Below are 14,353 nucleotides of genomic sequence, written 5' to 3'. Positions count from 1 at the left end.
ATCACATCCTGAACACGCCGAACTGCGGCCGGTCCGGGATCGGCGCCTCAAGCGCCGCCGCCAGCGCGAGCCCCAGCACATCGCGGGTCTGTGCCGGGTCGATCACGCCGTCGTCCCACAAACGCGCGGTGGCGTAGTAGGGGTTGCCTTCGTCCTCGTACTTCTGGCGGATCGGCGCCTTGAACGCCTCCGCCTCGCGCTCGTCCCACTTGGCTGCGTCGCGGTGGACAGTGGCGAGCACAGAGGCCGCCTGTTCGCCGCCCATCACCGAGATGCGCGCATTGGGCCAGGTGAACAGGAAGCGCGGATCGTAAGCACGGCCGCACATGCCGTAGTTGCCCGCGCCGAAGCTGCCGCCGATCAGCACGGTGATCTTGGGCACCGTTGCCGTCGCCACCGCCGTCACCAGCTTGGCGCCGTGCTTGGCGATGCCCTCGGCCTCGTACTTGCCGCCGACCATGAAGCCCGAGATGTTCTGAAGGAACAGCAGCGGGATCTTGCGCTGGCAGGCGAGTTCGATGAAGTGCGCGCCCTTCTGCGCGCTTTCGGAAAACAGCACGCCGTTGTTGGCGAGGATCGCCACCGGCATCCCGTGGATATGCGCAAAGCCGCAGACCAGCGTGGTGCCGTAGAGCGCCTTGAACTCATGGAACTCGCTGCCGTCCACCACGCGCGCGATCACTTCGTGCACATCGTAAGGCGCCCGCACGTCCTCGGGAATGATGCTGTAAAGCTCTTCCGGATCGTACTTGGGCGCGCGCGGTTCCTGCAGCGGCAACCCGTGCCGGTGCACCGGGCCAAGCTGCGAGACGATGTCGCGGACGATGGTGAGCGCGTGCTCGTCGTTGTCGGCGAGGTGATCGGTCACGCCCGACTTGCGGCTGTGCAGATCGCCGCCGCCCAGATCCTCGGCCGAGATCACTTCGCCCGTCGCGGCCTGCACCAGCGGCGGGCCGGCGAGGAAGATCGTGCCCTGCTCCTTCACGATCACGGTCTCGTCGCTCATCGCGGGGACATAGGCGCCGCCCGCCGTGCAGCTTCCCATGACGCAGGCGATCTGCGGAATGCCCCTGGCGCTCATGTTCGCCTGATTGAAGAAGATGCGGCCGAAGTGGTCCTTGTCCGGAAAGACTTCCGCCTGGTGCGGCAGGTTGGCGCCGCCGCTGTCGACAAGGTAGATGCACGGCAGGTTGTTCTCTTGCGCGATCTCCTGCGCGCGGATGTGCTTCTTCACCGTCATCGGGTAGTAGGTGCCGCCTTTCACGGTGGCATCGTTGCACACGATCATGCACTGGCGGCCCGAGACGCGGCCGATCGCAGAGATCATGCCTGCACCGGGAATGTCCTCGCCATAGAGCCCGTTCGCCGCCAACTGGCCCAGTTCCAGCAGCGGCGAGCCGGGATCGAGCAGCCGCTCCACCCGGTCGCGCGGGAGCAACTTGCCGCGGCTGACATGGCGCTCGCGCGACTTCTCGTTGCCGCCCAGCGCGGCCTGCGCGACCTTGTCGTGCAGATCCTTCGCCAGAGCCCGGTTGTGCGCATCGCGCGCCTTCGCCTCGGGGCTGTCGAGATTGACACTAGTCTGGAGCACCGGCGCGCTCATGCCATCCATTCCTTTCCGGCGGCGCTGGGCGCCAGCCTCTTCCCAACGGATTTCGATTTACGCGACCTATCTAACCAAGGCCGGGCAACAGAGGAAATTGAAAGTTTTACCGGCACGTCATAGACAGTTTCTATGATAGACCAATATTTGCTGCGCTATTTCCTCGCCGTGGCGGAAACCGGCAGTTTCAGCCGGGCGGCCAAGCAGGTGAGCGTGACCCAGCCCTCGCTCTCTGCCGGAATCGCCAAGCTGGAACGCGAGCTGGGCGCCCGTTTGTTCGACAGGGATCGGGGCGGACCGAATGGGAGGGGCGTAGCGCTCACCCCCGCCGGAAGCCGCTTCCTCGTGCGCGCCCGGCGGATCGCGGCGGAATACGAGCATGCCCTGGTGGAACTCTCCGAAGTGTCCGACCCCACCCTGCTGCGCATAGGCGTGCTCGGCACGATCCCCACCGCCATGATCGAGGAATTGCTGCTGCAACACCGCGCGCTCGGCTCCAGCGAAGCGCTGGAAATCCTCGACGGCAACGAACGCGACATCGCCGAACGGCTCGAACGCGGCCGCATCGATGTCGCGCTGACGGTGGTACGCCCGCAGCATGCCCGCTTCCATCCCGAAGTTCTGGCGCGCGAACGCTACATGATGGTGCTACCGCTCGACCACCCGCTGGCGGGCGAGGACGAAGTGATGGCCGAACAGCTCGCGCGCGATCGCATGGCGCTGCGCCGCCACTGCGAGGGGCTGCCGGAGATCAACCGCTTCTTCATTGCGCGCGGGGTGCGCCCGCGCTTCGTGCTCAAGACCACCAGCGACGAACGCGTGCTCGCGGTGGTGCGCGCCGGTGCAGGCGTGGGCATGATGCCCGAATGCTTCGAAGAGCCTGCTGTGCGGTTCGTGCCGGTGAAGGACTTCGAACTGACGCGCGAGATCGGCCTGCTCCACGCGGGCGAGCCGCATATCGCTCAGGCGCTGGCCAGCCCGTTCATCGGCCTTGTCCGCGGCCACTACGCCAAGGCATGATTTCCTTCCGGTAACCGGAGAGGAGATAACGATGCTGCAACCAGCGGACATGAGCGGAAAGGTGGCGCTGGTCACCGGCGCGGCGGCGGGACTGGGACGCGCGGTGGCGCTGCGCCTCGCCGGTCTGGGAGCCGCCGTTGCCATTGCCGACATCTCGGCGGAAGGACTGGCCGGGACAGCGCAGGAAATCCGCGCCGCCGGAGGGACGGCGCTGGAACTGATTCTCGATCTTGCGGAACGGGCCAATTGCGACCGGGCCATAGCCGTTACGCTTGCCGAATTCGGGCGGCTCGATGCGCTGTGCAATGTGGCGGGCGTCATGAAACCGGGGCCCACGACGGAATTTTCGGACGAGGCGTGGGATCTTACCATGAAGGTCAATCTGGAAGCGCCCTTCTTCCTGATCCGCGCCAGCCTGCCGCTCTTGCTCGAAAGCCACGGCGCCATCGTCAACGTCACATCCTGCGCGGCGTTTCAGGGGCAGGCCTATTTCGCCGCCTATTGCGCCACCAAGGCCGCGCTCACCAACATGACCAAAGCACTGGCCATGGAATACATGAAGGCCCCGATCCGCATCAACGCAGTGGCGCCGGGCGGGATGATGACCGGCCTTGTCGGCGGCATGGCGGCGCTCGCCGAATGCGACCGCGACCTGATCGGTCGCATCGGCTCCCCGCGCGGTCTGTGCGAGATCGAGGACGTGGCCGAAACCGTCGCCTTCCTCGCCACGCCCGCCGCGCGATCCTATCACGGTGCCTGCATCAATATCGATGCGGGCGTAACGGCGGACTGAACTGTCTCCCGTTCGTGTCGAGCGAAGGCGAAACACGTTGGCACAGCGTAAGCGTGTCTCGACTTCGCTCGACACGAACGGGGGTGGGTAGCGGTCTTGGTGGGACTGCCGCTTACCCGGCAATCGCCTCACGCAGATCGGGCATGACCTGTTCGAGCAGCTTGAGGCTCTTCCACCCTTCCTCCGGCGCAAGGCCACCGAGCAGCGGCTGAAACCCGATATTGCCCCCTTCCATGCTGCGCACTTTCTCCAGCAGCATTTCGGGCGTCCAGGCCGCGAACATTCCGGCGTGGCGCAGCACGGCAGGATCGGTCAGCCCTTTGAAGGGCGAGTTGGAGGCATCGCCTTCCTGCTCCGCCCACTTGGCATATTCGGTGATGACGTGGACGGCATGCGGCGCCAGCGCTCCCCAGCCCGCGTCCGGGTCCTCGCACAAGTGGATGGCCATGGGCATGCCGGGCACGGGGCGGAAATACGTGCGGGGCTGGTGGCCGAGACGCTCGCATTCGGACAAGTAGAGATCGACCAGTTCGCCTTTCATCGGCCCGAACCCGACGCCGAATTTCGCCGCGCGCCGGGCCGACGCCGGCACGCCGCCGCCGACGAGAATGATATCCTCCGGCGCCTGCACCGGCAGCGGGCGCGTGAAGATCGGGCGGCCTTCATGCTCGAAACGTTCGCCCTTCATAGCACGCAGGACGATCTCCAGCCCGGCGTCCATCAGCTTCGCACGGTCTTTCAGCGACTTTCCGAACATCGCGAATTCGCTGGGCACATAGCCCGCGCCGAAGATCACATTGATCCGCCCGCCCGACATATTGTCGGCCACCGCGATCTGCTCGGCCAGTTCCACCGGATCGTGCAGCGGCAGGATCACCGCCCCCAGCAGGAAGCGGATGCGCTCGGTCACCGCTGCCATGCCGCCCGCCAGCACGAAGGGCTGCGGCAGATAGCCATCGTCCGATCCGTGATGCTGCATCAGGCCGATCTGGTCGGCGCCGATCCGGTCCACGAACGCCGCCATCTCTATCGCTGCGCGGTAGAGACCGGGCGTCGGCGCGGCCCAGTCGGGCGAGCGCATATCGAACGAAACGGAAATCGTGATGTCTTTCACCGGCTGGCTCCCAAGGCGGTATAGGAAGGATCGTGCGTGTCACGCGTGCCCCATTCATGGCCATGCATCGGCGTGACTTCGCGGATGGAATCGTAATCGATCACGGCGTCGCGGTGATCGATGCGCCAGACGCCGCCGCGGCGGGACCAGCGGTCGCAGTAGCGGCACCAGACCTCCATCTGCATCACCTTGCCCTCACGCGCCATGCGCAATGTGGCGGTGACATAGGCCTCGCTTCCGGCGCGATCGCCATCGAGGGCGATAAGGATGTTGGAGACCTGATGCGAATGAGCCAGCAAGTGCTCGTGCGCCTTGCAGATCCAGTCGATCGCCGCGCGCCCGCTGCCGCGAAAGCCGGTGGGGCCGTAGTCGGCGGTGGCATCCTCATGGAACACCGAATGGCCGAGCGGCACGTCGAGCCGGTCCACGCTGCGGCAATAGCGGTAGAGCTGTTCGGTGATCGCGAACTTGTCGGCGATCCGGTCCGGGCTGTCCGTCACGCGCTCAGCCCTTTGCCGCATAAGCAGCGGACATCGCCGCGATCTGCCGGATACGTTCGCGCCTTTGCGCGGCGGAGGTCGCGGACATCTTCGCCTCGTCGTCCGCCTCGCCCCAATTGCACACCGGGCCGAACGGCAGACGCGCGAGGCCCAGCCGTGCGACATCGTCAGGATCGGCCAGCCCTTCCGGCACCGGCATCCCGCGCGCTTCCATCAGGTCTCGGTGCGCGGGTGTATCGGTGCGGCCAATGACATAGCTGAGCACGTCCACGCCATGCGGCTCCAGCTCGGCCCAGAGCGCTTCGCACAGCACCAGATCGAAAGCCTTGCTCGCGGCATAGACGCCAATGCCGGGCAGCCCGCCATAACAGGCCCCCGATCCCACCACCATCAGCCCACCCCTCCCGCGTTCGCGCATCGGCGCGGCAAAGGCGTGAAGCGCGCGCATCGCCGTCATGACATTGCGCATGGCCAGCGCATCCCAACTGGCGATGTCACTGTCGAGGAACATCGAGCCATTGGCATCGGCCCCGGCATTGAGGATCAACAGTCCCACCTCGCGCTGCCCCGCTGCCTGCAGCAATTGCTGCGCAGCATTTTCGCCGGACAGGTCGATCGAGGCGGTCACGCATTCGACGCCGTGGGCTACGCGCAGGTCCGCTGCAAGCTGCTCCAGCGGCCCTTCGCGGCGCGCCACGAGAACGAGGTTCAGGCCCTTTGCGGCGAGCTGCCGCGCGAACGAGGCACCCGTCCCTTCCGAGGCCCCGGCGATCAGCGCCCATGGCCCATAACGGCTGACGAACTGTCCTGCGTCCATGACCTCTCCTCTCTGCCTGCTCCGAATCCGGTGCCTGCGGTTTTCTCTGGCGGCTTGCGATTAAATTCACTAAATCCCGAATATGTCAAATATGAAACCCTCTGTGGAAGACGAGGCCTTTTTCGACGCCATGGCGATGCTGATGGCCCCCTGGGGCTGGCCGCGCCCGGTGGGGCGGATCTACGCCTACCTGCTGCTGCGCGAGGAACCGGCGACGCTGGACGAGATCGCCGCCGACCTCGGCATGAGCAAAAGCAACGCCAGCGTCGCCGCGCGCACGCTGGAACATTGCGGCAGCGCCCGGCGGCAGGGCGAAGCAGGCAGCCGCCGCATCTATTACTCGGTGCCCGAGGAATTCAGCGGGCCTTTTGTCGCCAAGGCCGAACTGCTCGACCGGCAAGTGCGAATGTTCGACGGCCAGATAGACCGCGACGTCCCGCCAGCCGTGGCCGACCGTTTCGAGCGCCTCTCCACCTTCTACACCCGGATGCGCGAGGCGATCGAAAGCGCCATTGCCGCTCAGGCCGGTTCCGCCACCCGCTCCGCCGGGGCGGATACCTCCGACAGCCGGGGCAGGAGTTCGGCCAGTCGCGCGCGGTAAGCCGCCACACCCGCCTGCTTGACCGGGCCATACCCCGCGATCAGGTCCGCCGCGGCAGCCAGTTCGACCGCCACCGGCATGGTCTGCGGCGTGACCTTGTCCGCGATGGCCTCCACCAGCACGCGGTATTCGCCGATCAGCGCGCGTTCCATGCGGCGCTCCGCCGTATAGCCGAACGGATCAAACGGCGTGCCGCGCAGCCCCTTGAGCTTTGCCAGCAGCCCGAAGACCGGGAATATCCACGAGCCGAATGCAATCTTGCGCGGGCGCCCGGTCTTGCGGTCCTTGCGAAAGGCCAGCAACGGCGGCGCGAGGTGGACTTTCAGCTTCGGGTTGCCTGCGAACGTATCGGCCAGCCCCTTGCGGAAGGCGGGATCGCTATAGAGCCGGGCCACCTCGTACTCGTCCTTGTAGGCCATGAGCCTGCCCAGCCCCCGCGCCACTTCCGCCATCAGCGCCCCGCATTCCCCAAGACCGCGCGCGAGCAGTTTTGACGCGATGGCATCGAGGAATGTGCGGTATTGCGCAGCACAGGCTGCGTTCTGCCATGCCGTCAGGTGCCGCGTGCGGCTCTCCGCTATTTCGGCGTAACTGCGCGGAACCGCCAGACCTTCGGCGGAAGTATCGGCCAGCGCGAAGAGATCGTCCGCCCCCGCCGCCGCAAGACGGCCCAGCGCCAGAGCGGCGAGATTGGCCTTTACCGCCACGCCATTGAGCCGCACCGCCTGCTCGATCGAATCCAGCCCGACCGGCAGCAGTCCCTTTTGCGCGGCGAAACCCACCATCATCAGGTTGGTGAAGATCGAATCCCCGAGCAGCCGCGCCGCCAGCGCGCCCGCCCGCAGCGATGCGATATGGGCGGGATCGACGCGCTTGCCGATCGCCGAGAGGAACCGCGTGACGGTAAGGTCCAGATTGCGGTTGCGCTGGAATTCGCCGGTGGGGACGACATCCTCGTTCGCCAGCACGCGCGTATCGGGCCGGGCCAGCGCGAGCACATCGGGCGCGGAACCGACCACCAGATCGCACGCCACGATCACATCGGCCTGCCCGGTGCCCAGCCGCGCCGAGGGAATGGCCGCCATGTCCGCGCCAATGCGGATATGGCTGGTGACGGCGCCCCCCTTCTGCGCCATGCCGGTCTGGTCCAGCACTTTGGCCGCCTTGCCTTCCAGATGAGCGGCCATCGCCAGAATCGCGCCGACCGTAAGCACGCCGGTGCCGCCGATCCCCGTCACCAGCATCGCGCGCGGCGCCTGCGACACGTCCAGCACCGGCGGTACGGGTAGTTTCGCAACCATCGCCGCCAGCGCCGCATCGTCCATGCTGCGCCTCGCCAGCGCCGCGCCGGAAACTTCGACGAAGCTGGGGCAGAACCCCTTGATGCAGGAGAAATCCTTGTTGCAGGTCGATTGGTCGATAGCACGCTTGCGGCCGAATTCGGTCTCTATGGGCGTAACCGAAAGGCAGTTCGACTGCACCGAGCAATCGCCGCAGCCCTCGCAGACCGCTGGGTTGATCCACAGCCGCTGGTCCGGATCGGGATAGAGCCCCTTCTTGCGGCGGCGGCGCTTTTCGTTGGCGCAAGTCTGATCATAGACGATGCCGCTCGTGCCTTTCCGTTCGCGTAACTCGCGCTGCACGGCATCGAGTTCATCCCGGTGCAGCACGCGCACGCCTTTCGGTAAGTCCGAAGCGCGAAAGCGGTCCGGCTCCTCGCTCAGCAGGACTACCGGATGCACACCTTCCGTCACCAGTTCGCTGACGATCTGCTCCACCGTCAGCGCCCCTTCGGCAGGCTGGCCGCCGGTCATGGCCACGGCATCGTTGTAGAGGATCTTGAACGTGACACTGCTCTTCGCCGCCACCGCCGCGCGGATCGTCAGCAGGCCGGAATGGGTGTAAGTCCCGTCGCCCAGATTCTGGAACATGTGCGGCGTATCGACATAGCTCTGCGCGCCGACCCAGGGCATCCCCTCCTGCCCCATCGAGACCGTCTGCATCGTATGCCGCTCGGGCATGTAGTGCGCGAGGCCGTGGCACCCCGTCGCCCCCATTGCCGCCGAGCCCTCGGGCACCACGGTCGAGGTGTTGTGCGGGCAGCCCGAGCAGAAATAGGCCGGGCGGATCGCGGTGATCGCGAGCGCTTTGGCGCTGCCCTCCAGCTCGCGCAGCGCCGCATCGCGCGCGGCGGCCTCCTCGGTGAGCATGCCCAGTGCCGCCAGCCGCGCCGCCAGTGCCCGGCGCACCGAACCGGGATCGAGCACGCCCACTTCGGACAGCAGCTTCGCCCCGTCCGGCGCATGCTTGCCCGATAGCGCGGGCGCATTGGCCGTGCCGTAGAACAGGCGCGCGATCTGCTCCTCGATGAAAGCGCGCTTTTCCTCGACGACCAGAACTTCGCCGCTGCCCCCGCAGGCCTGCCGCACGAAGGCGGCATCGAGCGGCCAGACCAGCCCCAGCTTCACCACGCGCAGCCCCATGGCGCGGCACTTCGCTTCGTCCAGCCCGAGATCGGCCAGCGCCTGGCACAGATCGAGCCAGGCCTTGCCCGCGCTCACCACCGTCAGCCTGCGGTCCGGCGCATCGTGGCTCACGCGGTCGATGAGATTGAGCGCGGTGAACAGCGGCACGATGGGCAGGCGCTGCTCGATAACCGCCTGTTCCTGCTGCAATGCCGACATCGCGATCCGCAGGTTGGGCGAAACACCTTCGGGCAATTCGGGCAGGGCGATCGGGAACGTGTGGCCCGGCAGCGTGACCGTGGTGGTCAGGTCCAGCGTATCCGTCACCGTCTTCATGCCGACATAGAGCCCGCTCACGCGCGAGAGTGCCCAGCCGTACTGGCCGAAGGAGAGGATCTCGTCGGTCGTCGCCGGATAGAGCACCGGCGTCATCGCCGTCACCAGCACGTGCTCCGACTGGTGCGCGGTGAGCGAAGACTTGGCGGCATGATCGTCGCCGCACAGCAGCAGGGCGCCGCCGTTGCGGTGCGTGCCTTCGAAGTTCGCCGCCTTGATCGCCTCTCCGGCACGCTCAACGCCCACGCCCTTGGCGTACCACAGCGCGAAAACGCCATCGACGCGCGGCGTGCCGTACCAGCCGAGCTGCTGGGTGCCGCGCACCGAAGTGGCCGCCAGCTCCTCGTTAAGGCCGGGCTCGAAACGGATATCGTGCGCTTTCAGCAGCTTTCCATTGGCCCAGAGCTGCGCATCAAGCGTGGTGATCGGCGAACCGCGATAGCCGGTGACGTAACCCGCCGTATGCAGCCCCGCCGCCTTGTCCTGCCGCGCCTGATCGAGCAGAAGGCGCACCACGCCCTGCAGCGCCGAGAGCATGACTTGCCCTGACGGCTGCGTGTACTTGTCATCGAGCGTGACGACCGACTTGGTCAACGCATTCCCCCGGCATCTCGTGGTTCTTTGCCGGGCCTTTCAGATGGCGTGCGCCCGCGCAAGCGCCGGACGCACGTTGCGCCGCAGCGGTCAATTGGGGTTGCCGCTGGTGGGTTGGATATGCCCTCAGAGCATCATCTGCATGAGGTCCCGTTCGTGTCGAGCGAAGTCGAGACACGCCAAATCAGCGCTGGCGTGTCTCGACTTCGCTCGACACGAACGGGAGAAAGGGGGAAAGACCTTACCCCGTCAATTCCCCCGCCAGCTCCGGCACATCGGCCAGCGCGCGCAGGGCATCGTTGAGGTGGGTGCATCCCTCTGGCCCGCGCAGCTGCGTCAACACTTCGTTGCGGATGTCCGAGAGCTTGCGGCCCACCAGCCGCTGGGTATTGGCGATCGCGCCGGGACATTCGGAAAACGGCAGGATGCGCGCTTCCGGTTCGATCGAGAGCAGTTCCAGCGTCTCGATATCCGCCGTCGCACGCAGCAGGTATTCGTGAATGGCGATCCGCCCGCCATCGGGTTTGGCCGCGCTGTCCTGAAAGGCGGAATCGATGCGCAGCACGCCCTCGGCCTCATCGCGCACCACGTCGATGCGGCGGGCCCGGCGGAAGCCGGGGCCTTCATGATCCGACAGCGCGTGCCAGCCGTGCGGGTCCGCCGGATTGCGCACATCGCCTGCCTCGGCATCGGCGACGTTCTGCGGCGGCCCTTCTCCGCGCACGCCGCTGTTCCCCTCCTGCAGGCCCCAGCAGACGTTGACGCGCTGGGTCATCATCCGCGCGTGCTCTTCTTCGCCCATGCGTTCGCGCAGTTTCTCCGCCCAGTCGGGATACCACTGCGACCACGCAAAGGCCGAAACCAGCGCCGATCCGGACAGATCGTCCAGCACCAGATAGAGCGGGTGAGTCCGCGCGATCAGGTCCGGCATCACTTCGCCCAGCAGCATGCGCAAGTGTCCGCCGGCCCTCGCGCCCACCAGTTTCTGCAGTCCTTCCGGCTCTGGCTCCGCCGAAATCTGCGTGATCGTCTTGTCTTCCCTGAGCCGCGCCCGGTAGCTGCCCTGCGCCACTACGCGCGGTGCCCCGCCATCCGCGGGTGTAAACACGTCGCGCGCGGCACCGGCGAACAAGCGCTGCCCCTCGATCCCGTCGGGCCAGGACACGTCGATGCTGGTGGTGCGCCGCACCGAATTGGCAGGCCGCTTCGGCGCCGGATTGGCCGTCAGACGCGGCGGCGGGGGCAGAGTCTCGATATCCATCAAGCCAAGCTGGCCTCTAGACACGTGTCAATCAAGCCTCCGGTGCGACACGCACAAGCAGCTTGCCGACATGGTCATGCCCGGTGAACACGCTGGAGAAGGCCTGCGGTGCGGCCTCGATCCCTTCAACAACCGCTTCGGGAAAGCGGATCCTGCCCTCTTTCATCCACCCGGCGATGGCGTTGAGCCCCGCCTGCCCGGCAAAGATACCGGCGAACCCCTTGATCTCCAGCCCCTTGGCCATGATGTGGCGGTAGAAGCCGGGCAGGCGGTCCGGGCCCGGACCTTCCATACCCATGCCGTAATAGGCAATGAAACCGCACACCGGCATCCGCGCCCCGCGCTTGAGCAGCGGCAGCACGGCCATGGTCACATCGCCGCCGACATTCTCGAAATAGACATCCGCGCCTTCGGGCAGCGCCGCCTTGAGCTGATCCGCGAAGCCGGTGGCCTTGTAATCGGCCACGGCATCGAAACCGAGATCGAGCAGCGCCCGGCACTTGGCTGCGCCCCCGGCAATGCCGACAGCACGGGCGCCCAGTGCCTTGGCGATCTGCCCGGCCATCGATCCGACAGCCCCCGCAGCAGCGGAAATGACGATCGTCTCGCCCGCCTTGAGCCGCGCGGCGTTGACCACGCCTTCATAGGCCGTCTGTCCCGGTCCACCGAGCGCCCCCAGCGCGGCCGAAACCGGGGCCAGCGACGGATCGAGCTTGCGCGGCGGGCCGCGATAGTCCGGCTGGTCCGGCGCCACGGCGGAATATTCCGCCCAGGGCGTGCGCCCCTCCACGAAATCGCCGGGGGCGTAGCCGGGATGGTTGGATGCCACGACTTGGCAGACCGATGGCCCGGCCATCACCGCGCCCAGTTCCATCCGGCTCGCTCCCGATAACAGCGTTTCGTCGAGCGAGAAGCGGATCAGCGGATCGACGGCGATGTAGAGCGTCCGGAGCAATATTTCCCCATCGCCGGCTGCCGGAACGGGCGCTTCCTCGATGCGGAAATCGGAAGGCTTGGGGTTGCCCCTGGCATAGGCGGCCAGGACGACCTGCTTCATCGTGCCGCCCATGTTTGCTCCTCCTTCGCAGCGATGACGAGAACGGGGGCGCACTGGATTGCCATCACTTCAGCCTCACGGGCACCGCCGACATCCCGCGATGGTCGAGCCCGCGAAATTCCGGTTTCGGCTTGTCCGGATCGCGCGTCATGCCCGGAAAGCGGTCCATCAGCCCGTTGATCGCCACGATCATCTCCTGCCGGGCCACATCCATACCCAGGCACCGGTGCGGGCCGAAACCAAAACCCATGTGATGCTCCTTCTTGCGAAAGATGTCGTATTCCTCCGGGCGCTCAAACACGGCGGGATCGTGGTTCGCCGCACCCAGGCACAAATGCACGCGCGTTCCGGCGGCAATGGGCACGCCGTCCATTTCGGTATCCGCCGTGCACAGGCGCGGGAAGACCGGGTCGGTAGCGCGCCAGCGCAGCGATTCCTCGACGGCGAGATCGAGCAGCTTGCGGTCCTCGCGGCAGGCTTCCCAGAAATGGTAGTGGTTCATCAGCGCATCGATCGTGATGCCGAGCTGGCGCCACGTCGTGCCGCCGCCCGCGAAAATCGCGAGCTTGCAGTAGCCAAAGATTTCATCCTCGGTCAGGCTGCGCTTTGCCCCGCTGTCCTCATCGGTGATTTCGGCCGCGATCAGGCCCGCAATCAGATTGTCGCCGGGGTTGCGGGTGTTCTCGGCGATAAGATCGCGCAGCGTCTTGTCGACGATGGCGCGCGATGCCGCCGCTTCCTCCGGCGGCAGCCTGGCCGCCCCGAAGGTTGCGCGGGTAAGCTGGTAGCGGAACTCGATGACATCCTCACCCTCCAGCCCGATCGCGCGGGTGACAGTGGCCATCGGCAGGCGTGCGCAAAGCTCGGTGTTGAGGTCCACCGCCTGTTCGTCCAGCAGCCGGTCGAGCAGGGCATCGACAGTCTCCTCGATCCAGCGCTTGTTCCACCAGTCCAGCACAGTGGGCCGCTTGAACAGCGGCTGCGCGGCCGAGCGCAGGCGCTTGTGCGGCTTTCCCACCATCGACAGGATCGTGGGGCCGATCGTGCGCACGCCCGCGCTCTCGTTATAGCCTTCGGAGGAATAGAGCAGGTTCTCGCGAAACCCGATCTCGCACGCCCGGTAGGAAAAGAAGGTGATGTTCTCCCGCTCCGGCCCGAGCATGTGGGACATCTCCGGCACGCCCAGCAGCGCGCGCAGGGTGCCCCGGTGGACCGCCCCCGCCTCGCGCAGGCGGTTCATATCCTCGGTATAGTCGCGCGCCGGATCGACGCCGGAATTGGCGCCTTCCTTCTCGACCGCGAACATTTCCGCATAACGCGGATTGTCGCTCATCAGCGAGGCGAGCGCGTTGGAATTCTTCCCCGTTACCGGACAGCTTGCCATGATTTCAGCCTCCTGTCTTGCGGCCAGCCGAAAGGCCGCCGTCAACCGGCAGGTTCACGCCGGTGATGTTCGATGCGAGATCCGAGCACAGGAACAGCGCCGCCGCCGCCGTGTCGCGCGGGTCGATCGCCTTGCCCAGCGGGTGGGCCTTGCCCATGCCTTCCAGAATGCGCTCGCGGTGCGCGCTGTCCGGGTCCATGCCCGCATAATGGGTGAGCATCCCCGCCGGGCAGACCGCGTTGACGCGGATGCCCATGTCCGCGGCTTCGATCGCCAGTGCGCGCGTAAGCTGCACGACCGCGCCCTTGGTAGCCCCGTAGAGCACGCCGCCATAGCCCATGAGCCCGGCCACCGAGGCCGTGCTGACAATGGCACCGCCGGTCCCCTGCTTCCCGAACTGGCGGATCGCCGCCTGACAGCCGTAGACGACGCCGTTGATATTGACGTCCTCAACGCGCTTCATCTCCCCGGGATCGCACTCGACCAGACTGCGCAACCCCTTCCCCGCGACCGGGCTGATGGTGATGCCCGCGTTGTTGTACATGATATCCAGACATCCGAACGCTTCGGCCGCCGCGCCAACGGCGGCATCGACAGCGGCAGGATCGGTCACGTCGCAAGGGATCGCGATGCAGGCCCCGCCAGCCGCGCGCACCATCGCGGCGGTTTCCTCCGCATCGGCGCCGTTGATATCAGCCGCGGCGACTTTCGCGCCATGTTCGCTGAACAGCAGGCAGGCCGCGCGCCCCACGCCGGAACCCGCCCCGGTAATCAGCGCCACCTTGCCCTGAAGCAGTCCTTCCATCGT

General features: G+C 66.4%; 12 protein-coding genes. 3 read left to right on the top strand and 9 right to left on the bottom strand.

Going from position 1 to position 14,353, the window contains the following annotated elements:
• Nucleotide 1 precedes the first annotated feature (1 nt).
• The gene (locus tag MTR66_RS14710) at nt 2–1,603 is read right to left on the bottom strand and encodes a carboxyl transferase domain-containing protein (protein WP_243922360.1); all 1,602 of its coding nucleotides are present in this window, start codon (nt 1,601–1,603) and stop codon (nt 2–4) included.
• A gap of 132 nt (nt 1,604–1,735) precedes the next feature.
• Here MTR66_RS14710 and MTR66_RS14705 point away from each other — a divergent pair, with 132 nt between their 5' ends.
• Both MTR66_RS14705 and MTR66_RS14700 read left to right on the top strand, forming a co-directional pair.
• Nucleotides 1,736–2,623 carry a LysR family transcriptional regulator gene (locus MTR66_RS14705; protein WP_243922358.1) on the top strand — a complete coding sequence of 296 codons (888 nt, stop codon included), beginning with the start codon at nt 1,736–1,738 and terminating at the stop codon, nt 2,621–2,623.
• 31 nt (nt 2,624–2,654) lie between these two features.
• Nucleotides 2,655–3,416: an SDR family NAD(P)-dependent oxidoreductase gene (locus tag MTR66_RS14700; protein WP_243922356.1), complete on the top strand. Its 762-nt coding sequence runs from the start codon at nt 2,655–2,657 to the stop codon at nt 3,414–3,416.
• A 112-nt stretch (nt 3,417–3,528) separates the two neighbouring features.
• Here the strand turns inward: MTR66_RS14700 and MTR66_RS14695 are convergent, their stop codons facing one another.
• The 3 genes from MTR66_RS14695 to MTR66_RS14685 are packed head-to-tail and all read right to left on the bottom strand — an operon-like array spanning nt 3,529 to nt 5,847.
• Complete coding sequence (locus MTR66_RS14695) at nt 3,529–4,530, bottom strand: LLM class flavin-dependent oxidoreductase (protein ID WP_243922353.1); 1,002 nt, start codon at nt 4,528–4,530, stop codon at nt 3,529–3,531.
• Nucleotides 4,527–5,030 carry a nuclear transport factor 2 family protein gene (locus MTR66_RS14690; RefSeq protein ID WP_243922351.1) on the bottom strand — a complete coding sequence of 168 codons (504 nt, stop codon included), beginning with the start codon at nt 5,028–5,030 and terminating at the stop codon, nt 4,527–4,529. The genes MTR66_RS14695 and MTR66_RS14690 overlap by 4 nt, the downstream gene beginning before the upstream one ends.
• 4 nt (nt 5,031–5,034) lie before the next feature.
• The gene (locus MTR66_RS14685) at nt 5,035–5,847 is read right to left on the bottom strand and encodes an SDR family NAD(P)-dependent oxidoreductase (protein WP_243922349.1); all 813 of its coding nucleotides are present in this window, start codon (nt 5,845–5,847) and stop codon (nt 5,035–5,037) included.
• A 91-nt stretch (nt 5,848–5,938) separates the two neighbouring features.
• Here MTR66_RS14685 and MTR66_RS14680 point away from each other — a divergent pair, with 91 nt between their 5' ends.
• Nucleotides 5,939–6,448: a GbsR/MarR family transcriptional regulator gene (locus MTR66_RS14680; RefSeq protein WP_243922347.1), complete on the top strand. Its 510-nt coding sequence runs from the start codon at nt 5,939–5,941 to the stop codon at nt 6,446–6,448.
• Here MTR66_RS14680 and MTR66_RS14675 read toward each other — a convergent pair.
• The 5 genes from MTR66_RS14675 to MTR66_RS14655 form a co-directional block, all read right to left on the bottom strand.
• Nucleotides 6,367–9,843 (bottom strand): indolepyruvate ferredoxin oxidoreductase family protein, encoded by a 3,477-nt coding sequence (locus tag MTR66_RS14675; RefSeq protein WP_243922345.1) that lies wholly within the window; start codon nt 9,841–9,843, stop codon nt 6,367–6,369. The two genes, MTR66_RS14680 and MTR66_RS14675, sit on opposite strands and share 82 nt — an antisense overlap.
• Before the next feature lie 241 nt (nt 9,844–10,084).
• Nucleotides 10,085–11,104, bottom strand: a complete 1,020-nt coding sequence (locus MTR66_RS14670; RefSeq protein WP_243922343.1) for a DUF2889 domain-containing protein — start codon at nt 11,102–11,104, stop codon at nt 10,085–10,087.
• Nucleotides 11,105–11,135: 31 nt separating this feature from the next.
• Nucleotides 11,136–12,173 carry an NADP-dependent oxidoreductase gene (locus MTR66_RS14665; protein WP_243922341.1) on the bottom strand — a complete coding sequence of 346 codons (1,038 nt, stop codon included), beginning with the start codon at nt 12,171–12,173 and terminating at the stop codon, nt 11,136–11,138.
• A gap of 52 nt (nt 12,174–12,225) precedes the next feature.
• Entirely contained in the window at nt 12,226–13,545 is a 1,320-nt protein-coding gene (locus MTR66_RS14660) for a cytochrome P450 (protein WP_243922340.1), read from the bottom strand.
• A 4-nt stretch (nt 13,546–13,549) separates the two neighbouring features.
• Entirely contained in the window at nt 13,550–14,350 is an 801-nt protein-coding gene (locus MTR66_RS14655; RefSeq protein ID WP_243922338.1) for an SDR family NAD(P)-dependent oxidoreductase, read from the bottom strand.
• Between the last annotated feature and the right edge of the window lie 3 nt (nt 14,351–14,353).

This window comes from Novosphingobium beihaiense, from assembly GCF_022832375.1.
GTDB lineage: Bacteria > Pseudomonadota > Alphaproteobacteria > Sphingomonadales > Sphingomonadaceae > Novosphingobium > Novosphingobium beihaiensis.
Note: the sequence above shows the minus strand (reverse complement) of the source record. Positions and strands in the feature narration are given on the sequence as shown.

Bases quoted from the DNA above. Each gene is read 5' to 3' on its own strand.
- MTR66_RS14710 (WP_243922360.1), bottom strand. From the start codon at position 1,603: ATGAGCGCGCCGGTGCTCCAGACTAGTGTCAATCTCGACAGCCCCGAG.
- MTR66_RS14705 (WP_243922358.1), top strand. From the start codon at position 1,736: ATGATAGACCAATATTTGCTGCGCTATTTCCTCGCCGTGGCGGAAACC.
- MTR66_RS14700 (WP_243922356.1), top strand. From the start codon at position 2,655: ATGCTGCAACCAGCGGACATGAGCGGAAAGGTGGCGCTGGTCACCGGC.
- MTR66_RS14685 (WP_243922349.1), bottom strand. From the start codon at position 5,847: ATGGACGCAGGACAGTTCGTCAGCCGTTATGGGCCATGGGCGCTGATC.
- MTR66_RS14680 (WP_243922347.1), top strand. From the start codon at position 5,939: ATGAAACCCTCTGTGGAAGACGAGGCCTTTTTCGACGCCATGGCGATG.
- MTR66_RS14670 (WP_243922343.1), bottom strand. From the start codon at position 11,104: ATGGATATCGAGACTCTGCCCCCGCCGCCGCGTCTGACGGCCAATCCG.
- MTR66_RS14665 (WP_243922341.1), bottom strand. From the start codon at position 12,173: ATGGGCGGCACGATGAAGCAGGTCGTCCTGGCCGCCTATGCCAGGGGC.
- MTR66_RS14660 (WP_243922340.1), bottom strand. From the start codon at position 13,545: ATGGCAAGCTGTCCGGTAACGGGGAAGAATTCCAACGCGCTCGCCTCG.
- MTR66_RS14655 (WP_243922338.1), bottom strand. From the start codon at position 14,350: ATGGAAGGACTGCTTCAGGGCAAGGTGGCGCTGATTACCGGGGCGGGT.